Below are 22,521 nucleotides of genomic sequence, written 5' to 3'. Positions count from 1 at the left end.
ACAACCGGATCCGCTTCTTCGCCTCGCGCAGCTCAGCTGCGGACCGATTGTCCCCGGCCGGAGCATCAGCACGGTCAGCTTTCGACAGCCAGTTACGCAGGCAGGACTCGCTGATCCCGAAGTCCTTCGCGATCTGACCAATCGGAGCCTCCCCTCTGCGAGCAACTGCGACCACATCATCACGGAACTCTTTGGGATGGGGCTTGGGCATGACATACATCCTCTCACCAGGCCCTCACGGACCTGAGCTGCTGATGTCAACCAAACCCGGGGCAGTCCCAAGTGTTCGGCGACCACCTCGGCCTCGATGTCGAGGATGGCGGTGTCGTAGTGGGCGGCGGCATCGATGCGGAAGCCGTCGAAGCCGTAGGTCTCCAGCATCCACTCCATCCAGTGCCGCTGCTCGGCCTGGACCTCGGGGTCGGCGTTGTTGAGGTCGTTGCCGACGAGGAACTCCTCGCCGTTGCTGAAGTTCTTGTGGAGCGGACGGTTCGGGTCGATCTCGCCCTCGTCGGTGAGGAAGAGGAACTGGTCGTCCCAGTCGATGCCCGAGTCCTCGTTCTGGAAGGTGGGCTGCTCCGACCGGGGCCCGTGGCCGGGGCTGGCGGCCAGGTAGGCGTCGCGGCAGTTCCAGATGTTGTTGTCCCCGCTGACCAGCAGGTCCTCGCGGCTGTCGTAGTCACAGGAAGTCGAGGAGCCGCTGGTCGCCCACGTCACGAAGGCGTCGTCGCTGATGAGCAGTGGCTTCCAGTTGCCCGGCTCGTACTCGTAGGCACCGTTGGCCTGCAGATATCCCTCGACGTTGTTGACCGCCTGTCCGGGCGTCAGCCAGTCGGGGTAGTTGTTGTCGCTGGGCTGCTCGACCCGGTAGGGCTCGCCGGAGTCGTCGACCAGCACGTTGGACATGCCCAACTGCTGCAGCGAGGTGCCGTTGAAGTGCTCCTTGTTGAATTCGGGGATGAGGCCGTACGCGGCCTGGCCCTGTCCGCCGCCTTTGGTGTACGCGAGGTAGAGCTCATCGGTGTACTCCGACGGCAGGTGGGTGGTGTAGGGGTTGGTGAACGGCTGGCCCTTGTGGCCGACCCGCTGGATCCGTACCGGTTCCTGACCCTGCAGGCCCATCACTTGGTTGGGGACCAGGTCCATCTGGACGCGTAGCCCCTTGTCGTGCAGCGAGTCGATGGCCAGCTTCAGTTCCTCGGCGGTGCCGTACTTGGTGGCACGCTCCCCGTTGGGCCCTTGCGGGAACTCGCCGAAGTCGTACCGGTCGGCGACCGCGTATCCCTCCATGTAACGGGCCATGCCGAAGGAGCGGTACCCCGGTGGCAGCCAGACGTCGGTGACGCCGAGCTCGCCGAGCCCGACGGAGAGCTCGGCGAGCCGGCGGTACATGTCGCTGGAGTAGGGCTGGTACAGGCTGAAGGACTGCAGGATCAGTCGCTCGTCCAGCTCGGGACGCGCTGTGATCTGGGTGCTCACCGACGGCTGCTGCGGCGCGGCGACCAGATCGGCCGATGCGGTCAGCGGTGTCGCCTCGGCGGGTGTGCTCGCGTACAGGCCCGTGATGATGCAGGCCAGTGCGGCGGTCGCCGCCGCGGTGCGGCGCAAGCCGCGTAGGAACAACGTCGACATCAATGAACTCCCCTCGGTCCAGACTTGTCGGCGTGGCGCGCCCACGCGGGCACCCGAGTGACATCATGGAGCAAAAGTTCCCGCATGGGGGGATCTGTGACCTGATCATTATCCGCGGGCGTGGGGAAGTGGTCGGTGTCGGACGGTCCGGGTAGGGTTGCCCCGGAGGGCGTCTGATTCTTGGCGCCCCGTCACAGCGTTGGGCACGCACACGTGTCGACGGGACTTCGGTCCTCGGTAGTGGCCTCCGGGCCGGCGTACAGTCGCCGATCCCGTGGGCCTCGATCGAAGACCGGTCCTGTGGAGCAGCTCACGCAGCTGTACGCGTTCGAGCGCTGCCCAACAGGAAAGGACATTCCCATGGAGGGACCCGAGGTGAAGTTTGCCGAGGCCGTCATTGACAATGGCGCCTACGGCAAGCACACAGTACGTTTTGAGGCCGGCTTGCTGGCCCAGCAGGCCGATGGTGCGGCCGCTGTCTATCTGGACGGCGACACCATGTTGCTGTCCGCGACGACCGCGCAGGCGCAGCCGCGCGATTCGATCGACTTCTTCCCGCTGACCGTGGACGTGGAGGAGCGGATGTACGCCGCCGGCCGCATCCCCGGCAGCTTCTTCCGTCGCGAGGGTCGCCCCTCCGAGGGCGCGATCCTGGCCTGCCGCCTGATCGACCGCCCGCTGCGTCCGTCCTTCGTCAAGGGCTTGCGCAACGAGGTCCAGGTCGTCGTCACCGTGATGGCGCTCAACCCCAACGTCCTCTACGACGTGGTGGCCATCAACGCTGCTTCGATGTCGACCCAGATTGCCGGCCTGCCGTTCACCGGCCCGATCGGCGGCGTCCGCGTCGCCCTCATCGGTGACACGTGGGTCGCGTTCCCCACCGTCGAGCAGCTCGAGGGTGCCACCTTCGACATGGTCGTGGCTGGTCGGGTGCTGCCCGACGGCGACGTCGCCATCATGATGGTGGAGGCCGAGTCCACCGAGCAGACCATCGAACTGGTCCGCTCCGGCAAGGTCGCCCCCAACGAGGAGGTCGTGGGCCAGGGTCTGGAGGCCTCCAAGCCCTTCATCAAGGCACTGTGCGAGGCGCAGGTCGCGCTGGCGCAGCAGCTGCCGGAGAAGGCCACCAAGGAGTTCCCCGTCTTCGTCGACTACCCCGACGAGATCAAGGACGCCATCGAGGCCGGTTACAAGGCCGACATCGCCCAGACCTTCCAGATCGCCGGCAAGCAGGAGCGCGACGACGCCCTGAACGCGCTGCGCGACAAGGTCACCGAGGAGCTGGCGGCCAAGTTCCCCGACTCCGAGCGTGAGATCCACGCCGCTTTCAAGGCCGTCAACAAGGCTGTGGTGCGGCACCGCACCCTGACCGAGAAGATCCGCATCGACGGTCGTGGCGTACGCGACATCCGCACCCTGTCGGCCGAGGTCGGCGTGATTCCGCGGGTGCACGGTTCGGCACTGTTCCAGCGCGGTGAGACCCAGATCCTGGGCGTCACCACCCTGAACATGCTCGGCATGGAGCAGAAGCTCGACACGCTCTCCCCGGAGACCTCGAAGCGCTACATGCACAACTACAACTTCCCGCCCTACTCCACCGGTGAGACCGGCCGGGTGGGTTCGCCCAAGCGTCGCGAGATCGGCCACGGTGCGCTCGCCGAGCGCGCCCTGGTGCCGGTGCTGCCCTCGCGCGAGGAGTTCCCGTACGCCATCCGTCAGGTGTCGGAGGCGCTGGGCTCCAACGGCTCCACCTCGATGGGTTCGGTCTGCGCCTCGACGCTGGCCCTGCTCAACGCCGGTGTGCCGCTGAAGGCGCCGGTGGCCGGTATCGCCATGGGTCTGATGTCGGAGCAGGTTGACGGCAAGACCGAGTACGTCGCGCTGACCGACATCCTGGGTGCCGAGGACGCACTGGGTGACATGGACTTCAAGGTCGCTGGCACCCGCGAGTTCGTCACCGCGCTGCAGCTGGACACCAAGCTCGACGGCATCCCCGCCGAGGAGCTGTCCAAGGCTCTGCTGCAGGCCCGCGAGGCTCGTTACACGCTGCTCGAGGTGATGGCCGAGGCCATCGACACTCCCGACGAGATGAGCCAGTACGCTCCGCGGATCCTCACGGTGCACATCCCGATCGACAAGATTGGCGAGGTGATCGGGCCCAAGGGCAAGGTCATCAACCAGATCCAGGACGACACCGGCGCCAACATCACCATCGAGGACGACGGCACCATCTACATCGGTGCTGAGGACGGCTCCTCGGCCGAAGCGGCCCGCGACATGGTCAACGCCATCGCCAACCCGCAGATGCCGGAGAAGGGCGAGCGTTACCTCGGTACCGTCGTCAAGCTGACCACCTTCGGCGCGTTCGTCTCGCTGCTGCCCGGCAAGGACGGCCTGCTGCACATCTCGAAGCTGCGCGGCCTGGCCGGCGGCAAGCGGGTCGACAACGTTGAGGACATCCTCAGCGTGGGCCAGAAGCTGCAGGTCGAGATCAACGAGATCGATGATCGCGGCAAGCTCTCCCTGATCCCCGTGATCGAGGGTGAGGACGCCGAGGCCGCCGAGGGCTCGTCCGAGGCCGCCGAAGGCTCGTCCGAGGCTGTCGAGGGCTCGTCCGAGGCTCCGGCCGCGGCCGCGCCTGCCGAGCGTGAGGGCGACAACGCTGACCAGGCTTCGGAGCGTCCGCGCCGCCGTCGCCGCCAGCGTCGCGCCAGCGACGACAACGGCTCCGAGGATCGGGGCGAGTGATCGCATGAAGGTTGCCGTGTTCGGTGCCCAGGGGCGGATGGGGGCAGAGGTGTGTCGGGCCGTTGAGGCGGCCGACGACCTCGAGCTCGTCGCCAGGATTGATGTCGGGGATGATCGTGACCAGGCCGCGGAGGCCGACGTCGTGGTCGACTTCACCCACCCCGACGTCGTCATGGACAACCTCGCCTGGTGCATCGACCACGGCATCCACGCGGTGGTCGGGACGACCGGCTTCACCGCGGAACGATTGGACACGCTGCGCGAGCAGCTGAGCGCACATCCCGAGGTCGGCGTGCTCGTTGCCGCCAACTTCGGGGTGGGCGCGGTCCTGATGATGCGGTTCGCCGAGATCGCGGCCCGGTTCTTCGACTCGGTCGAGATCGTCGAACTGCATCATCCGAACAAGGCCGATGCGCCCTCCGGGACCGCCACCACGACGGCACAGCGGATCGCGGCAGCCCGGGAGGCGGCCGGCGTGCCGGCCAGTCCCGATGCCACCCAGCACGAGGTGGCCGGCGCTCGGGGTGCTGACATCGACGGGGTGCGGGTGCATGGCGTACGCCTGCAGGGCCTGGTGGCCCACCAAGAAGTGCTGCTGGGGCAGACCGGCGAGACGCTGACCCTGCGGCACGACTCCTACGACCGGGTCTCCTTCATGCCCGGCGTGATCCTGGCGGTACGCGCGGTTGCGGACCATCCTGGACTGACCGAAGGCATCGAAGAGCTTCTCGAGATTGCCTGAGCCGATGGCTGAACGAGCCCGTTCGGGCCGGGGTTGGCGATGGGCACTGACGGCTCTGGTGCTGGTTCTGGCCGCCGTGGTTGCCCTGGTCGAGACAGTCGGGCGTGACATCACTGCCGACATCTTCGCCAATGAGGTGCAGAGCGCGATCGGTGCTGCCGAACCGCCCGCGGTCGAGATCCCCGAGGGATCAATGACACTGCAACTGCTGACCCGGGAGCTGGACCGGCTCGAGATCGACGCCGAGAGCCTGACGCTGAGCCTGCAGGGCTCGCCGGTGCAGCTCGGTGTCAGTTCGGTGGATGCCACGGGCGTCGATTTCGCCGACCGCGACAACGTCCGGATCGCCCACTTCGACGGTACAACGGTGCTGCCCTACGCCACCCTGAGTGAACTCTCCGGGCTGGAGATCCGCCCGGACGACGGCGGCCGGGTCCGGGTGGTGCACGAGATGTCCGTCTTCGGTACGCCGATCGAGGCCCAGGTCGAGGGCCGGCTGGGGCTGAACGAGGCGGATCAGACCATCCGACTGCTGGATCCCCAGATCACGGTCGCGCAGGTCCAGCTGAGTCCCGAGCAGTCGGCGGAGCTGGTGGACCACGTCACCGAGCCGTTTCCGCTGGGGTTGCCGGCAGGCCTGCGGGCAACGTCGTTGACCGCAGGCGATGCCGGCTTCGAGGTCAAGGTCACCGGCACGGACGTGAACCTCAGCGAACTGAACTAGCTGTCCTGAACCAGGGCCTCTGAACACCTAGCGCCGCGTGGCCTCCTGCAGGATCGTCATGGACGGGCGTACGCGCTCGACGTCACCGTTGTCATCGGTGATGAGCAGCCGGGACGGGGACCCGACGATGTGGGTCCAGTAGAGCCGGGTGTAGCGAGGCGTCGAGTCGACCAACTCCAACATGTACTCCAGCGCTTCGACCTGGCGCTCGTCGGTCATTTCCTCGTGGCTGTAGAAGCCGGGCTGGCCGGCGCCGTCCTCGGTGTTCCAGATCTCCGCACCCTGCCACGACCCGCGGAAGGCGTACAGCACCCGCTCCAGCAGGCAGTCGTCGTAGCTGCTGCAGTGCCGCGTTCCGTTGAGGAAGGCGTTGGTGTCGGCCCAGCCGTGGTACGCCACGACCGCCGGTCGGAAGCTCCGCTTGAAGCCGAAGTCGGTGGCGGCGTTGATGATCTCGTTGCGATAGAGATCCAGGTAGGAGGGCGGCAGGCCCTCGGTGTTGTGCTTGCTCGGTTCGGCGCACAGCTGGTCGCGGGGCACGTTGGCGGTGGCGCAGTTGGTCATGTAGTCGACCCAGCGGCCACCGTTGGAGCCGAAGTCGACCGCGGCGACCACGCAGCCGCGTTCCTCGCAGAGCTGGGAGGCCGCCAGGTAGTACTGGGCGGCCAGCCGCGGGCTGATGACCGACTCGGCGCCCGGGCTCGGGGGCGGGTAGCCGTTGCCGGCGGTCGCGTTCAGGTTGGGCTCGTTCCAGGCGGTCAGGACGATGTCGCCGGTGTAGCCGGCCTCGGCCTCCCAGTCGGTGTCGAGGTAGTCGGCCACGGCGGCCTGGTACTCCTCGACCGTTGGCGGTTCGGGATCGAACTCGTCCTTCGGGTCGGCCGAGGACAATGCCTTGAACGACACCATCACCTCGTCGCAGCCGTTGGCCTGCGCGTTCTCCAGCCAGGCGATGTTCGCTGCCAGGCCGGAGGGGTGATCGGGTGTCCCGTCAGTGTGGACCGCGGTGTCCCAACCGGTGTAGTAGTGGCACAGCCGGGGGCCGTGCTCGTCGCCGTCGCCATAGAAGTGGTCGATGGCAGCGATCTGGTTGGTTCGGCCGTTGAAGCCGAGCGACAGCGGTTGCTGGTCGTGGGGATTGGACCGTTCCTGCGCCACGGCTGGCTGCAGGCTCAGCGTCATGGCCACCGCGGCACAGGCCGCGGCGACGCGAAGCATCATCGATCCGATTTTGCTGGGTGCCATGGGGTGGGCCTCCTCGTCGAGTACTCACCTGTCTAGCGAGGGTCGACGGGGAAGCGCAAGGGGGCGTCCACCGCGAGCCGATTCAGTCCTTGGCCAAGGAGGTGTGCAGGCGCACCTGCTTGAGGCGGGCGCCGTCCTCGCTGCCGATCTCCCGGTGGGCGCCGTCGGCTGCCCATCCGGCCGCTACGGCGAAGGCCCGGGTGACGTCGTCGGTGCTCGACAGCCACCATTGCGCCAGCGTGCAGCCGTCGGCGCGCAGGGTGTCGATGCAGGCGTTCAGCAGTCGGGAGCCGTGGCCCTGGCGGCGGGCATCGGGGTCGATGAGGAACTCGCCGATCAGGCCGGTGGTGGCCGGGTCCGAGCCCGGATCGGCGGCCGGCCCGACCGCGGCGAAGCCGACAATGGTGCGGCCGGCGGTCTCAGCGGTGCCGTCGGCGACCGCGACCAGCACCCGGAAGCGAGCCTCCGGTGGTGCATGGATGGCGGACTGCCAGGCCGCAGTCATCGCGCCCTCGCCCTGCGCCAGCAGTTCGGCGCTGAGTTCCTCGGGGAGATCCGTACGCCAGACGCGTCGCTGCAGGCCGGCCAGGGCGGGTGCCTCGGCAGGGAGGGCGAGGCGTACGGAATCGGCGAAAGAACTGGGCTCAGTCACCGCGCCAGCCTAGGGGAGTGCGGAGGTGGGGGCCAGCCCGTCGTGGCCGGTAACGATTCGGTAACGCGATCTGAAACTCTCGACATGGAACGGTGCTCCATGTTGGGCTGTGCCACAAGCAAAGGAGCCGATCGTGTCGCACCACCCCCGTGGCACCATCGCCGGACCGGGCTGCCACCGTTGGCTGGCCCTCGCCGCGCTGGTGTGTTTGTTGTTGCCGTTCCTGCCCACACCGCAGGCCACCGCGGCACCGGTTGACGGAGCCGTGCGCAGCTTCGACGCCGAGCCCCTCGGCCTGCCGCCGACGGACTGCCGCGTCATGGGTGACGTCACGGTCGCCGAGGCTGCCTTCGGTGGCGCCTCGGTCGGCAACCGGGCGATGCGAGTGACCGACCAGAGCTCCACCGTCTACACCCGCGCCTGGTGCGACAGCCCGCAGAGTGCGGAGAAGTCGGTGTCCTACCGGTTCTCGCCGGCCCAGATCAACGCCGGACCCTATGTCGCGATTCAGGGAGCGCCCGGCACCTCCAGCAACGGCGTGTGGCGGTTCACGTTCAATCGCGCCGGCGACGACATCCGGATCGCGGCGTACGACGGCTCCGCCTTTGGCACGGTCGGCACCGTCGTCGACGGGGCCATTCCTGGCCAATGGGTCGAGGTGACCATCAACGCGACCAGCGACCGCGCGGAACTGATCGTCAATGGGGTCCGCTTCGAGACGATGCTGCGCAATGCGGCCTCGCCGACCATGGGAGAGATCTACTTCGGGTCGGCCGGTGCCAGTGCGGTCGGAGTGGACTACTACATCGATGACCTGGCCGTCTCGGGACAGTTGCCGGCCACCGCGTTCCCTGACTACGTCACTGAACCCGACGTCATCATCGCCTCCGGTGAGGGGGAGCAGGAGCCCTATTTCCCCGAGATCGCCCACCTTGCCGACGGCCGCCTGGTGACGGTCTTCTACTGGTCCAACGAACATTCACCGGGCATCTCCGGCGGCGAGCACGGCCAGATCCGGTGGACCGAGAGCAGCGACGGTGGCCGCACCTGGTCGGCGGCACGAGTCGTCATCGACACCCCGGCCGACGACCGGGACCCGCAGATCACCCAGCTCCGTGACGGCACCGTCGTGCTGACCTGGTTCCAGACCGAATGGGAGGGCTATCCGGACCAGCCCGCCACCATCACCGGCACCTATGTGGCCCGGTCCACCGACGGCGGTCAGACGTGGTCCGAGCCGGCCCTGGTCGAATCGGCGATGAGCTGTGGCTGCGGAGCTCGCAGCGGGGCGTACGAGTTGGGTTGGTCGGCCGAATCCGGCGAAGTGGTCGAACTCGACAACGGAGACCTGCTCATCCCCCTGTACGGGACGTTGCCTGACTCCTCGCTCGGCCACGTCAGCGTCGTGCGCAGCGTCGACGGCGGACGCACCTGGCCGATCGAGAACGAGGTGATGATTCCCGCCGCACCGGGGCAGGCGCTGTCCGAGACCGAGCTAGCGGTGCTGCCCGACAATCGCGTGACGGCCGTGAGTCGCCCCGGCCACGTCAGCGACAGCTACGACGGCGGCCGCACCTGGACCGTCGCGACCAAGGTGCCGTGGACCATGCAGGCACCCGACCTGCTCACCCTGCCCGACGGAAAGGTGCTGCTCACCTACGGGGGCCAGGACTACGGGTCGAATGAGCCGGTCGTCGGGCGGTTGTTGCGCCGCGGTCAGGCATGGACCGACACCAGCCCCGTCCTGATCTATCTGTCGGAGCGAAACATCGATCAGGGCGATCCGAGCAGCGCCGTGGTCAGCGGCAGTCAGCTGCTCACGGTCAGCTACGACACCAACCTCGGTGCCATCGTCGGCAACTTCACCTCCGTCCGGACGTACGCCGTCCGTCCCCGCTAGCCGGCGCCGCACCGTCAGAATCTCTCCACCTCTCACCCCGTGCCGACGGCACCAACCTGAAGGAGACCCAGAATGCCCCCACAACTGCCACGACCCGGCCGGGTGGCGCTCGCCGCCACGGCTGCGCTGGCGTTGGTCCTGCCGTTACTACCAGGACCGAACGCACTCGCCGCACCCGCCGACGGTGAGGTGCGGACCTTCGACAGCGAGCCGCTCGGTCAGGCGCCGGCGGACTGCCGCGTCATCGGTGACGTCACGGTCGCCGAGGCCGCCTTCGGTGGCGCCTCGGCCGGCAACCGAGCGATGCGAGTGAGTGACCAGAGCAACACGGTCTACACGCGCGCATGGTGCGACTATCCGCAGAGTGCAGAGAAGTCGGTGTCCTACCGGTTCTCGCCGGCCCAGTTCAACGCCGGCCCCTACGTCGCCATTCAAGGCGCCCCGGGCACCTCGGCCAACGGCGTATGGCGCTTCACCTTCAACCGTGACGGCGACGACATCCGGATTGCCGCCTACAACGGCTCCAGCTTCGCCGACGTCGCCCGAGTCAAGGGCGGCGCCGCCCTCAACGAGTGGGTCGACGTCACCATCAACGCCACCACGGAACGCGCCGAGCTGATCGTCAACGGGGTCCGCTTCGAGACCGACCGCCGCAACGCCGCCTCGCCGACGATGGGAGAGGTCTACTTCGGGTCGGCCGGTGCCAGCCCGGTTGGCGTGGACTACTACATCGACGACCTGACCGTCTCGAGCGAACTGCCCGATGACGCTTTCGCCGGCCTGGAGATCGAGACGATCTTCGACGACACCGGGCTGGTGCGCGGCACCGAGGTGGTCGACGCCCCCGTGGCACGCTTCCAACTGCCCGATGGTGCCGACGTCGCCGACTATGACGCGAGCGTCCAGTTCGGCGACCAAACCGTGCCGGTGACGCTGAGCGGCGCCGATGCCGACGGTTGGGTGACCGCCTCGATCAGCCACACCTTTGCCCGGGCCGGCGTGGGGGAGCTGCGCTTCGAGGTGACCGATGCTGCCGGCGTACGCTCGGTCAGCAGCCAGGCGATCACCGTCATCGGCGGCCTGTCCACCCTCACGTTCGAGGACGACGAGGTCGACTCGATCCCGCCGCAATGCTCCTCGCTCAGTGGCTATCTGCCGGCCGCAGTCACCGACGAGAAGGCATCCGAAGGCCAGCAGTCGCTGCGAATCCGAGACACCGATCCGTCGAAGTCGGTGGGCGTGACCTGCACGGCATTGCCCCAGCGGGGCGGCTACCTGTCCTTCCAGCTCAACCCGACCTCGACCCAGGGCCTCACCTTTGACCTGATCGGCCAGTCGCTGCTGCCCACCGGACAGCCGGCCAACTCGCTCTTCCGGTTTGCGGTGCGCGCCGACGGCGGCATCCAGTGGTACGAGCAGTGGACCGCGACCTGGCGGGAGCTGAGCCCCGCTGGCAGCGTCGCGCTGGACCAGTGGAGCCAGATCGAGGTGTCGGTCCCGGCCGACCACGCCGCGGCACGGGTCAGCATCAACGGGACCTATGTCGGATCGGCCGGTGCCACCATCGGCAACAACTCCAGCCGACACAACGAGGTCATCTCGATCACCGGCATTGCCTTCACGACCTCGGGCAGTGGCGCTGCAGCGGTCAACGATGACGTCTTCATCGACGACCTCACCTTCGGTACGCCGGAGATCACCCCGCCGGCAGCGTTCGGCACCACGCCGTTCACTTTCGGTGACACCGTCGTGGTGGACAACTTCGGCGAGCAGGTCGGCTTCCCCAGCTCGGGCGTGGTCGTCCGCAACGAGAACAACGACAAGCGGGTCCTGGTGCCCTACTCGGGCCACCCTGACGTCGATGACGCCGGCGGCATCTGGCTGGGTGCCACCGATGACGGTGGCGAGAGCTGGTTCAGCGGCCAGCACCTCAATCCGATGCCCGACGATGCCGGCACGACCATCACCCGGATGCGCAACGGCAACCTGTTCGCGGTCAACTACCACACGTACATGACCGACGGCACCGACGACAAGGAAGCCCTGGTCGAGACCGCGATCTCCACCGACGGTGGCGAGACCTGGATCCGTCGCGAGGGCGCCATGGTTGCTCCCGAGGCGATGCGCCCGATCGGCTTGTCCGAACGTCCCGGCACCCGGCTGGGCGGCTTCGTGCTGCACCACACCGTGGTCGAGGATCCCGACGGCACCATGTACATGGCGGCGTACGGCTACTACGCCCGCGACGAGGGCTTCCGCCAGGTCGTGCTCGTCTCCCACGATGGCGGCGTGAACTGGAACATCGCCGGCACCGCCGGTGAGGCCGATCCGGAGCAGCTCCACATCCAGGCGTACGAGGGTCCTTGCGAGGGCGCCATCGAACGCTTGGCAGACGGATCGCTGCTGATGGTGATGCGGGTCGGTTGGCGGCTGCCGATGTTGCAGTCGCGGTCTTTCGACAACGGCAAGACCTGGACCGAACCCGAGGAGATCAAGACTGGCCCGCAGGGTCAGGACCTGCTCAGCGTCCAGCCCACCCTGGAGCTGATGCCCAGCGGTGAACTGATGCTGATGGTCGGCCGCCCCGGCCTGGTCATGACCATCTCCAAGAGCGGGCTCGCCGACGACTGGACCACGCCGGTGGGCATCGACTACGCCAACACCGAGAATGGCGGCTTCACCGTGCTCGACCCGACCACCATCCTGGTGCTCGGCGACCGGGGCCGGGTGCAGCCGTGGGAGGTGTGGTCGCGCAAGACGACCTTCCAGCCGAGCTGTGAACAGACGATCACCGGCAAGCATGACGGGGCAGTGTCGGTGGGAGCCGGCGGGCTGTGCCTGATCGACGCCACTGTCGATGGTCCGATCACGGTCAAGGACGGCGGCAAGCTGCTGATCCAGAACTCCGAGGTCACCGGCTCGGTCACCACCATCGAGGCCTCCACGGTCGCGATCTGCGACTCGAGGGTCGACGGCCGAGTGACGCTGACCGGCAGCACGGCGGCGGTGTCGGTCGGTGACACCAGCGCCGCCTGTGATCCCGCCACGATTGATGGGCAGCTGCGGATCGTCGACAGTCAGGGCCCGGTGGTCGTGGACCGGTCGACGGTCAGCGGCAACGTGTCGATGACCAACAACCGGGGCGCACAGACCGTCGTGTCGGGATTGTCCGTGGGCGGCTCGATCACCTGCTCGCGCAACACCGTGACGCCCACCGATGCCGGCGTCGAGTTGACGGTCGGCGGCAAGCGGCAGGGGCAGTGCGCCTGATCGGACAGCAGCACTGACCGCACACACAGCAGCGGGCGCCGGGGAGATCCCGGCGCCCGCTGGTCTTGTCCCGTTGGTGGTCGGCACAACTACAGCGTGCTGTAGTCGCGCAGGTGAAATGGGTCAGCTGACGTGCACAACTACAGCGTGCTGAGCTTCGGCCCCGGCATCCCGCGTACGCCTTCGGCCTGGCACTGTGCGAATCGACGGTCCGCGTCTGGTCAGCGCACCCGATCGAGCGCATCGAGCGACTCGTGCAGCATCGCCACTCGGTCCTCGATCTCGGTGCCGCCGGCCGGCCAGGACATCTTGATGCCGAGCCAGGTCTGCGGGTCGAGAGCGGCGATGGCATCGCGCGCCAGATCGTCGGTGAGCAGCGACACCTCGTCCCCGTGGCCATGCAGGTCGGATGCCCGGAACGGGTTGTGGGCATCGGCCCAGGGCCGACCGAACTGTTCGGAGGTGTCGGTGACGCCGGAGAAGAGGAAGCCCCGCAGGAGGCCTGCCTCGCGGGCTTGGGCGATGTGCTCCACGACCCGATTCGGATCCCGCAGCTCCAGCGCGGAACGCCCCCAGTTGAGCGTCACACCCAGCTGCGTGCCGGACTGTTGGATGGCAGCGATCTCGTCGGCCAGCGGCAGGAAGCCCTTCTCGGGGGTCTGACCTGCGACCAGCGCATCGCTGTGTTCCAGCACGAGTTCGGCGCCGTCCCAGTCCCAACCGGCCAGCTCGGTCAGTGACGCCACCAGCGGCTCCACCCCGGCCTGGTCCGCCCGCGGACCGGCATGCAACTCGACCGTGTGCACGGCCTGGCGGCCCAGTCGCTGGTGAAGTCGGCGTACGTCCTCCTTCAGTCGACGAGCATCGGCCATCGCCTGCGCGCGACCCTCCTCGTCGGCGGACGCCAGCCCGTAGGTGGGCTGCTTGAGCACGGTGGGGAAGACGTGGGGGACATCGGTGATGACTGCGGTCAGCGGAGCCGGCAGATTCGCGATGAGCCATTCCTCGTCGTGTGGGTGCAGGGCACCCAGCCATGGCAACTCGAAGCCGGCGACCCGCGCGTCCGCAGCCACGGCGGCGTAGTACTGCGATTCCAGCTCCGGATCCCAACCGCCGGCGGTCGGGGTGGCGGCGTAGGCTCCCACCACATATCCCGACATGGGCTGATTCATCGGTTCTCCTCTTCGACGACGACCGAGCGCTGTTCGCCCAGTCCGGCTACGCCCATCTCGATGACGTCACCGGCAGCCAGGTAGGGGAATCGACCCGACAGGGCCACCCCTTGTGGCGTACCGGTGCAGATCAGGTCCCCAGGCTCGAGCTGAACATAGTGCGACAGATCCTGCACGATGCTGGCCACATCAAAGATGAGATCAGCGGTCGAGGAGTCCTGGCGCGGTTCGCCATTGACGCTGGACCACAGCCGCAGGTCGCCGGCGTCCACCTCGGTGGCGGGCACCAGCACTGGACCGACTGGGCAGAAGGTCGGCGCCATCTTGCCCTTGGACCACTGGCCGAGCGAGGTCACCAACTGGTGCTCCCGCTCGGAGACGTCGTTCACCACGACATATCCGGCGATGGCGGCCTGGGCGGCCTCGCGGGAGGGCAGTCGGTGTGCGGTGCTGCCGATCACCACCCCGAGCTCGACCTCCCAGTCCAGCTTCTGCGAGCCGGGCGGGATGACGATGTCGTCGTGGGGGCCGACCACCGTGTTGGGGTGCTTGAAGAAGACGATCAGCTCGGTCGGTGGCTCGGCACCGGACTCGCGGGCATGAGCGGCGTAGTTCTGGCCGATGCAGATCACCGCAGTCGGGCGGGCGATCGGCGCACCGATCCGTTCCCCGTCGATGTCGAGCTCCGGCAGCTCGCCGGCCGCCAGCGCCGCGGTGACCCGAGCAAGGCCGTCGGCAGCCAGGAAGGCGCCATCGATGTCGGTGGTGAGGGAGTCCAGGGCATAACTGGTACCCTGGTGACGGGCCACCGGCCGCTCGCTGCCGACCGCGCCCACCCGCAGCAGCTCTGTCATCAGTTGCCTCCGTCGAGGGCCACGATGGCGTCGATCTCGACCAGGAAGCCGCTCAGGTCGGCCTGGATCGCGGTGCGGGCCGGGTAGGGCTCGCTGAGGCATTCCTTGGAGACCTCGTTGAACTCGGGCCAGTCGGCCATGTCGTTGAGGTACACGCCGATCCGGACCGCGTTGCTCATCGAGGTGCCCGCAGCGTTGGCGACGGCCTCGAGGTTGGCAAAGGTACGCCGGACCTGCTCGGCGAAGGAGCCGCACAGCATGGTGCCGTCAGCGTCGAAGGGGCCCTGTCCGGCCAGGAAGAGGAATCCTCCGTGGACGATTCCGGACGAATAGGTGCCGGCCGGAGCCGGGGCGGTGGATGAGGCGGTGATCTTCTTCATGTCAGTCCAATCTCTAGTGACGGCCCAGGACGGGCCAGACTTCCTTCACGACGCCGTCCTCGACGGCGAAGACCTGCGTGTGCATGTTGGTCAGCCCACAGGCATGGTTGGGCCGGATCCGAAGCAGGTCGCCGACCCGCAGGTCCCCGGCCCCGGTGAGGAAGCCGTGCTCCTCGTGGCCGGTGCTGAGGATCCCATCGGTCTCAGCGCCGTTGACCGTGCACAGGGTGCCGATGCGACCGTCCCCGTGCATGCTGCCGTCCGAGCTCATGCCCTTGATGCCGGCATCGACCATCGCCGGGTCGCCGCGCTCGACACTGATCACTCGGCTGAGGACGGTCATCGCGGCCTCGCTCGGGTCGATGGTGCCGATGGCGACCTGATTCTGGTCCCCGTACGCATACGTGCCCGGTCTGGCCTCGGTGACTCCGGCCACGCCCGGCGCTGACCGGGCTCCGGCGGTCGAGCCGACCGAGACGCTGGTCAGTGACAGCCCCGCGGCGCGGATCGCCTCAGCGACCTGGACCACGCATTCACCGGCCAAGGTGCCGGCCTCGATGCGGCGCCGCGGGTCCGCGCCGACGCCCTGCACCTGGCCCTCGTGGGTGAAGACGCCTTCCAGACGCAGGCCCGGGAGCGCAGCGATCTCAGCAGCCACCGCTGCGGCGGCGTCCGGGTCGACACCGCTGCGGCCCAGACCGGAGTCGACCTCGAGGCGTACCTCGACCTCGATCCCGGCGGCGACCGCGGCCTGCGCCAGCGGCTCAGCCGAGGCCATCGAGTCCAGACCGACGATGAGGCGGGCCCGCTGGGCGGCGTTGATCGCGGTGCGGACCCGGTGCGGCCCCACCGGCGGGTACGCCCAGAAGACATCGGTGATGCCGGCATCGATCAGCGCCTCGACCTCGGCGGCGGTCGCCGCGGTGAGGCCGACGGCGCCCGCTGCGAGCTGCAGCCGGGCGACCTCGGCGCTCTTGGTGGTCTTCCAGTGCGGGCGCAGGGCGACCCCGAATCCGGCGGCCAGCTCGGACATCCGGGCGATGTTGCCGCGCAGCGTCGGCAGGTCGATCAGCACTGCCGGGGTGGGCAGCTCGTCGATCGAGCTGCCCACCAACTCGGCCGGATTCACTTGAGCGGGAAGGATCGGCGTACGTCGAACTGCGAGTAGGACACGTGTCGGGTGAGCACGTCGACGTCCTTGGCGTAGTCGGTCAGGGGCAGCAGCTGGTGGGTCTCGCTGCGGAAACGGACATACGGCTCGGCCAACGCAACACCGGCCCAGCGTCCGAACTCACCGTTGCTGGCCTCGATCAGTTTGCGGGCGAACGGCCCGTCGTAGCCCTGGCTGACGAAGCAGTCCATCGCCTCCACCTTGCGGCCCGCCACCGAGGTGATGTCGATGAGCAGGTCATTGTGAACGCCGTAGGTCGACAGCGCGTTGTTGGTGAGGACCGGCAGCCCGCCCAGGAAGACCTGCTTGACATTCACCTCGGCCTGGCCGTCGATGTTCTTCAGGTAGGTCGCGGCCCGGTCCATGGCGGCGAAGAGCGTCATGGTGGCGATGGTGTGGGCAGAGTCGGTGACCACCGGGTTCTGCGGGTAGTCGGCGATGATGACGTCGGGACGGTGCTTGGCGATCTGGGCCGCGACCTGGTCGACGATGTCCTCGTCGACCACGCTCATGGTGTCGTCGTTGTCGAGGAACTCCACGGTGCCGATGCCGATGATCCGGGCGGCACGACGCAGTTCCTCCTTCTTGTTCTCGATGATCTCCTCGCGGTCAGCTGTGACCACTGCCTCATCGGCGCCGTCCTCCTTGCGGGCCTCCTCGGCGTACTTGTTGGGGTGGATCCGGCCGCCGTGGGTGAGGATCACCGCTACGATCTCGTCACCGGCGTCGGCATGCAACGCCAAGGTGCCGCCACAGTTGGTGATGGTGTCGGCGGGGTGGGCATAGACGGTCATGATGCGCATGGGTGTTCTCCTGGTGAAGCTGTGTTCTGACAGACGTGCTCGGAAATGGTGTGCTGAGTGGACCGGCGTCTAGACGGTCGTGATGGTTGAGGTGTGACGGGCCCGCTGCAGCGTCGGGTCGGGCAGCGGGGCTGCATCGACGAGCCGACGGGCGTAGTCGGTCTGGGGGTCATTGAGAACCGATCGGGCATCTCCTTGTTCGACAATCTGGCCGCGTTGCAGCACCACGACGCTCTCCGACAGCAGCTCCACCACAGCCAGGTCGTGGCTGATGAACAGGCAGGAGAAGCCGAGTCGTTGCTGCAGGTCCTGGAAGAGCTCCAACACCGCCGCCTGGACCGAGACGTCCAGGGCCGAGGTGGGCTCGTCGGCGATCAACAGGTCCGGCTCCAGGGCCAACGCCCGGGCGATGCCGACGCGCTGGCGCTGACCACCGGACAGCTCGTGTGGGAATCGGGCGGTCCAGGCCGTGGGCAACTCGACGTGCTCCATCAGCTCTCTGACCCGGGCCCGGCGCGCCTTGGCCCCCAGCTGACCGCGGTGGGCGATGAGCGGCTCGGCGATGCATTCCGCGATCGACATGCGTGGATTCAACGAGGAGGCGGGGTCCTGGAAGACCATGCCGTAGGTCGCGCGGGCGGCACGGGCCGCCCTGCCCCGCAACATCCGCAGCTCCCGGCCGCCGACGCGGATCACGCCGGACGTGATCGGCGCCAGCCCGACCACCGCCTTGCCGATGGTCGACTTGCCCGAACCGGACTCGCCGACCAATCCGACGACCTTGCCGGCCGGGACGGTGAAGCTGACGTGGTTGACCGCACGGAAGCCGGACCGAAACGGGCCGCGGCCATACTCAACGATCAGGCTCTGCACCTCGAGGGCGTTTGGCTCGTCGAGGGGCGGCGCGGACTCGACCGCCTCGTCGTGCAGCGGGCGGGGGACCGCATCCAACAGCTTGCGGGTGTAGGCGTGCTTCGGGTCCTCGAAGAGCGCGTGCACCTTGGCGGTCTCGACGATCTCGCCGTCCTTCATCACCACGATCCGGTCGGCCATGTCGGCGATCACCCCCATGTCGTGGGTGATGAGCAGGATCGACAGGCCGCGGTCGTCACGCAGCTTGCGCAGTAGCGTCAGGATCTCCGCCTGGATGGTGACGTCGAGGGCGGTGGTGGGCTCGTCGGCGATGATCAGGTCCGGGTCGTTGACCAGGGCCATCGCGATCACCGCGCGCTGTCGCATGCCTCCGGACCACTGGTGCGGATACTCCTTGGCGCGCTCGGCGGCATCCAGGACGCCGACCTGGGTCAGCGTCTCCACCATCCGGGCGCGCGCCTCAGCACGCGAGGCGCGCGGGTGGTGGATCCGGTACGCCTCCTCGATCTGCGCGCCGATCGAGGCGACCGGGTCCAGGGTGGTCATGTGGTCCTGGAAGACCATCGCCATCCGGCGGCCTCGGATCTTGCGCATCTTGCCCGAGCTCAGCGAGGCCAGGTCAACCCCGTCGAACTCGATGGTGCCCGAGGTGATGGTGGCGGTGGTCGGCAGGATCCGCATGACGCTGAGCGCGGTCATGGACTTTCCCGAGCCGGACTCGCCGACCACGCCCAAGATCTCCCCCGGGCGTACCTCCAAGGAGATGTCCTCGAGGATCCGGGAGTCGCCCTTCGGGGTCCTGATGTCCAGCGTCAGCCCGCGGATCGCCAGCAGCGGCTGGCTGCTGGAGTCGTGGCTGGTCTCGCCATGGTTGTGGGCAGCGTTCTCGTTGCTCATGTCAGTTCTTTCGGGGGTCGATGGCGTCACGAATGCCGTCTCCGATGGCCATCGCCGACAGCACAATGACGGCGATCATCAGTCCCGGCGGCACCCACAACCACGGCATGGAGGACAGCACGGTCAGCGACTGGGCCTCGTTCAGCATGTTGCCCCAGCTCGACTGCGGCGGCTGTACGCCCGCGCCCAAGAAGGACAACGAGGACTCCAGCAGCACCGACTCGGCGACCAGCAGTGTGGCCGAGACCACGATCGGGGGTAGCGCGCCGGGCACCAGGTGCCGAGCGAGGATGAACCTGGTCCGCGAGCCGATGGCCCGGGCGGCCTGGACGAACTCCTCCTCGCGGAGGCTGAGGACCACACCGCGGGCGATGCGGGCAGGGTTGGGCCAGGCCAGGCCGGCGATCACGATGATCAGCATCGGCACCGACGGGCCGATCACACCGGCCAATACGATGATCACCAGCACCGCCGGCACCGACAACATGATGTCGATGATGCGGCTGATGATCGCGTCCACGATGCCGCCGAACCAGCCCGCCACTACACCGGCCAGGGTGCCGAAGGCGACGGCCACCAGGGCGGCGGAGAAGCCCACCAACAGCGAGATCTGACCCCCGGCCAGCAGCCGGCTGAAGACGTCACGGCCGGTGGAGTCGGTGCCCAACAGGTGTTCGCCTGACGGCGGCTTGCGGACCTGGGTCAGGTCGATCGCGGTCGGTTCGAACGGGCTGATGATCGGGCCGATCAGGGTGACGACCACGACGATCACCAAGGCAATGGTGCCGGCCACCGCCGCGGGATTGCGCAGGAAGCGCCGCAGCGCGAGCTTGTCCGGGGACGCTTCGACGGTGGGGACCAGCCCGGTTGCCGGCCCGGGAAGAATGTCTCGGTCGCTCACGAGGTCCTCACTCTCGGATCGATGATCGTGTAGGACAGGTCGGCGATCAGGTTGCAGATCAGCACCAGCATCGCGACCCACAGACCGAAGCCGATCAGGATCGGATAGTCACGGTTGGTCAACGCATAGATCGCCAGCTGACCCATGCCGGGCCACGCGAAGATCTGCTCCAGCACCACCGCGCCGGACATGGCAGCGGGGATGCCCATCGCCAGCACCGTGATCAGCGACATCAGGCTGTTGCGCAAGGCGTGCCGCAACGCACGCGCCGGCGTACCGCCCTTGGCGATGATGGTGCGGATATAGTCCTTGTTGAGTTCTTCGAGTACGCCACTGCGGACATATCGGGTGTAGGAGGCGGCATTGGCCAGGGCCAACAGTCCGACCGGCATCACCATGTGCACCAGTAGGTCTGGCAGGTCCGATCTGCCGGTGGCATGCATGCCGGCCGAGGGCAGCAGCCGCAACTTCACGGCAAAGACGTAGATCGCGAGCATGCCCAGGAAGAAGCTCGGCACCGAGATCGCGATCACGCTGCCGGAGCTGATGGTGTAGTCGACGAGCGTGTTGCGTCGGACCGCGGCGATGGTGCCCAGCGGCACCGCCACCAGCAGGCCGATCAGGACGGCGCTGCCCATCAGCAGCACCGTGGGGCCGAGCCGGTCAGCGAGCAAGTCGCCGACCGGCCGGCCGTTGGTGTAGGAGTAGCCGAGGTCTCCGGTCAACAGTCCGCCGAGCCACTTCCAGAACTGCACGAAGATCGGCTGGTCGAGACCGAGCCGTTCTCGGACTGCGGTCGTGTACGCCTCGCGGTCCGGGCCCGACACCTCCGGCGGCACCATCATGTCGATGGGGTCGCCGGGGGCGAGTCGGACCAGCGTGAACAGTCCCACCGCGATCAGCAGGAAGACGGCCAGGCTTGAGGCGAGGCGTATCAGGAGACGTCGGATCATGTGATCAGCCCGTCACAGTCCACTCTGCAGCGTTCCAGAAGCCGTTGGCGAAGTCGCCGTGGGGCTGGAATCCCTGCAACCGCTCACTGCTGACCCACACGGTCTCGGGGACATAGAGCCACAGGTAGGGGACCATCTCGTTCTCGAGGCGGACCGCTTCCTGGTAGATGTTGGCCCGCTCGCCCTCGTCAGCGGTGACAGCGCCCTCGTTCAGCAGCGCGTCGAGCTCCTCGTTGCAGAACAGCGAGGTGTTGCCGCCGGCGGGGTAGACGCTGCTGCACAGCAGCGCGTTGGCCGACACGGTGGGGTCCGGGGTGTAGTTGCCACCGGCGGACAGCATCAGGTCATATTCAGCGTTCTCGATCATGCCCAGCTGGTTGGCGCTCTCGATCTGGTTGGCCACGGCCTTGACGCCGATCGCCTTGAGATTCTCCAGCACCACGGCCACCACCGCATCACGGTCGGCGGTCCCCGGGATCCAGCTCAGCTTGATCTCCTGGTTGAAGTCGAAGCCGGCTTCCTCCAGCAGGGACTTGGCCTTCTCCGGGTCGTAGGCGTAGCCCTCGATGTCGTCGGGCAGCGCCCATGGCGTCATGATGGTGCTGTTGAGGACCTCGGCCTTGCCACCGAGGATGCCGTCGATGATGCCCTGACGGTCGATGGCGTGGAGGAAGGCCTGACGGATCCGCTCGTCCTCGAACTTCTTGAAGTTCACCAGCAGACGCATGAAGCCGGGGGAGGCAGCGGAGCTGACCTGGACGCCGGGCAGGCCCTCGACGGTGGCGAGGTCCTGGGGCGAGATCTGCACCAGGTCGACTTCCCCGGTCGCGAGCTGGGCGGTGGCAACATCGCTGGTCAGCATCTGCAGGTACAGCGTGTCGATTCCGACCTCGGTCCAGTAGTTCGGGTTCTTCTCCAGAACGATGTTCTGGTCGACGTTGAACTCCTTCATGACATACGGGCCCGAGCTGACGGTGGGCTGCTTGAAGAACTCGTGCTCCAGCATCGCGCTGGGCTCGACCTCACCGAGGATGTGCTTCGGCAGGATGCCGTAGCCACCGCCGAACAGGGCCACGAAGCCCGGGGACGGTGCGGTCAGGGTGATGGTGATGGTCCGGTCGTCGGTGGCGACGACACCTTCCATCGTCTCGGCGGTGCCGGCCTTGACCTCGGTGTAGCCGAGCACCTTGGCGAACGGGGCCGAGTTGGCGCTGGCCACGTCGGGGTTGACGAAAAGGTTGTAGGTGAAGACCACGTCCTCGGCGGTCAGCGGCTCACCGTCGCTCCACTTCAGGCCCTCGCGCAGGTGGAAGGTGTACTCGGTGGCGTCGTCGTTGGCCTCCCAGGACTCAGCGAGCCGGGGCACCGGCTTGAAGTCGGGGCCCGTGTTGAACAGGCCGTTGTAGACCAGCGACATGGTGAGCTGCTCGGCTCCCTGCCCCGGCGCCAACGGGTTGAACTGGGTGGGCTTCTGGTAGAGGTAGAGGTTGGCCGAGGTCGGGCCAGCCCCCGTTTCGCCGCCGGTCCCACCGGTACAACCGGTGAGGAGCGCGAGGGCGAGGCAGAGCGCGAGTACGCCCTTGGAGATACGTGTTCTCATGATT

The 22,521-nt window shown here is 67.5% G+C and carries 16 protein-coding genes and 2 pseudogenes; 5 read left to right on the top strand and 13 right to left on the bottom strand.

Features of this window, described 5'->3' with window-relative positions; all coding sequences use genetic code 11:
• The coding region (locus CGZ91_RS14585; protein WP_324252658.1) for a transposase at positions 1-211 on the bottom strand (211 nt) is incomplete at its 3' end.
• A gap of 764 nt (positions 212-975) precedes the next feature.
• A pseudogene (locus CGZ91_RS14830) lies at positions 976-1,632 on the bottom strand (glycoside hydrolase family 70 protein); the annotation flags it as partial.
• Between the two features lie 360 nt (positions 1,633-1,992).
• Between CGZ91_RS14830 and CGZ91_RS08210 the strand changes: the two are divergent.
• From CGZ91_RS08210 to CGZ91_RS08200, 3 genes and pseudogenes are all read left to right on the top strand, one after another.
• Positions 1,993-4,188 (top strand): annotated as a pseudogene (locus CGZ91_RS08210) (polyribonucleotide nucleotidyltransferase); the annotation flags it as partial.
• Positions 4,189-4,384: 196 nt separating this feature from the next.
• Positions 4,385-5,122, top strand: a complete 738-nt coding sequence (gene dapB / locus CGZ91_RS08205) for a 4-hydroxy-tetrahydrodipicolinate reductase (protein ID WP_094454044.1) — start codon at positions 4,385-4,387, stop codon at positions 5,120-5,122.
• A 4-nt stretch (positions 5,123-5,126) separates the two neighbouring features.
• Positions 5,127-5,846: an LmeA family phospholipid-binding protein gene (locus CGZ91_RS08200; RefSeq protein ID WP_094454042.1), complete on the top strand. Its 720-nt coding sequence runs from the start codon at positions 5,127-5,129 to the stop codon at positions 5,844-5,846.
• Between the two features lie 27 nt (positions 5,847-5,873).
• Here CGZ91_RS08200 and CGZ91_RS08195 read toward each other — a convergent pair whose 3' ends face one another.
• Positions 5,874-7,091: a hypothetical protein gene (locus tag CGZ91_RS08195; protein ID WP_094454041.1), complete on the bottom strand. Its 1,218-nt coding sequence runs from the start codon at positions 7,089-7,091 to the stop codon at positions 5,874-5,876.
• 82 nt (positions 7,092-7,173) lie between these two features.
• Complete coding sequence (locus CGZ91_RS08190) at positions 7,174-7,743, bottom strand: GNAT family N-acetyltransferase (protein WP_094454039.1); 570 nt, start codon at positions 7,741-7,743, stop codon at positions 7,174-7,176.
• A 133-nt stretch (positions 7,744-7,876) separates the two neighbouring features.
• Between CGZ91_RS08190 and CGZ91_RS08185 the strand changes: the two genes are divergently transcribed.
• Together CGZ91_RS08185 and CGZ91_RS08180 are read left to right on the top strand one after the other, a co-directional pair.
• Entirely contained in the window at positions 7,877-9,643 is a 1,767-nt protein-coding gene (locus tag CGZ91_RS08185) for a sialidase family protein (protein WP_094454037.1), read from the top strand.
• Positions 9,644-9,715: 72 nt separating this feature from the next.
• Positions 9,716-12,913, top strand: a complete 3,198-nt coding sequence (locus tag CGZ91_RS08180; protein WP_094454035.1) for a sialidase family protein — start codon at positions 9,716-9,718, stop codon at positions 12,911-12,913.
• Between the two features lie 221 nt (positions 12,914-13,134).
• Here CGZ91_RS08180 and CGZ91_RS08175 read toward each other — a convergent pair whose 3' ends face one another.
• The 9 genes from CGZ91_RS08175 to CGZ91_RS08135 all read right to left on the bottom strand — a co-directional run bounded on the left by CGZ91_RS08175 (position 13,135) and on the right by CGZ91_RS08135 (position 22,517).
• Positions 13,135-14,085, bottom strand: a complete 951-nt coding sequence (locus CGZ91_RS08175; RefSeq protein ID WP_094454033.1) for a DUF4862 family protein — start codon at positions 14,083-14,085, stop codon at positions 13,135-13,137.
• Positions 14,082-14,939, bottom strand: a complete 858-nt coding sequence (locus CGZ91_RS08170; protein WP_094450209.1) for a fumarylacetoacetate hydrolase family protein — start codon at positions 14,937-14,939, stop codon at positions 14,082-14,084. Before CGZ91_RS08170 ends, CGZ91_RS08175 begins: the two co-directional genes overlap by 4 nt.
• Positions 14,939-15,319, bottom strand: a complete 381-nt coding sequence (locus tag CGZ91_RS08165; protein WP_094454031.1) for a RidA family protein — start codon at positions 15,317-15,319, stop codon at positions 14,939-14,941. Before CGZ91_RS08165 ends, CGZ91_RS08170 begins: the two co-directional genes overlap by 1 nt.
• A gap of 13 nt (positions 15,320-15,332) precedes the next feature.
• Positions 15,333-16,448 carry an alanine racemase gene (locus tag CGZ91_RS08160; RefSeq protein WP_094450207.1) on the bottom strand — a complete coding sequence of 372 codons (1,116 nt, stop codon included), beginning with the start codon at positions 16,446-16,448 and terminating at the stop codon, positions 15,333-15,335.
• Positions 16,445-17,293, bottom strand: coding sequence for a PIG-L deacetylase family protein (locus CGZ91_RS08155; protein WP_094450206.1), 849 nt, complete (start codon positions 17,291-17,293; stop codon positions 16,445-16,447). The genes CGZ91_RS08160 and CGZ91_RS08155 overlap by 4 nt, the downstream gene beginning before the upstream one ends.
• A 69-nt stretch (positions 17,294-17,362) precedes the next feature.
• Positions 17,363-19,063 carry a dipeptide ABC transporter ATP-binding protein gene (locus CGZ91_RS08150; protein ID WP_094454029.1) on the bottom strand — a complete coding sequence of 567 codons (1,701 nt, stop codon included), beginning with the start codon at positions 19,061-19,063 and terminating at the stop codon, positions 17,363-17,365.
• Between the two features lies 1 nt (position 19,064).
• Entirely contained in the window at positions 19,065-19,964 is a 900-nt protein-coding gene (opp4C, locus tag CGZ91_RS08145) for an oligopeptide ABC transporter permease (protein WP_179228979.1), read from the bottom strand.
• Positions 19,961-20,917 (bottom strand): ABC transporter permease, encoded by a 957-nt coding sequence (locus tag CGZ91_RS08140; protein WP_094450203.1) that lies wholly within the window; start codon positions 20,915-20,917, stop codon positions 19,961-19,963. The genes opp4C and CGZ91_RS08140 overlap by 4 nt, the downstream gene beginning before the upstream one ends.
• Positions 20,918-20,921: 4 nt before the next feature.
• Positions 20,922-22,517, bottom strand: coding sequence for an ABC transporter substrate-binding protein (locus tag CGZ91_RS08135; protein ID WP_094450202.1), 1,596 nt, complete (start codon positions 22,515-22,517; stop codon positions 20,922-20,924).
• Positions 22,518-22,521 lie beyond the last annotated feature (4 nt).

Origin of the sequence: Parenemella sanctibonifatiensis (assembly GCF_002250565.1) — a bacterium.
In the GTDB taxonomy this organism is placed as follows: Bacteria; Actinomycetota; Actinomycetes; order Propionibacteriales; family Propionibacteriaceae; genus Parenemella; species Parenemella sanctibonifatiensis.
Note: the sequence above shows the minus strand (reverse complement) of the source record. Positions and strands in the feature narration are given on the sequence as shown.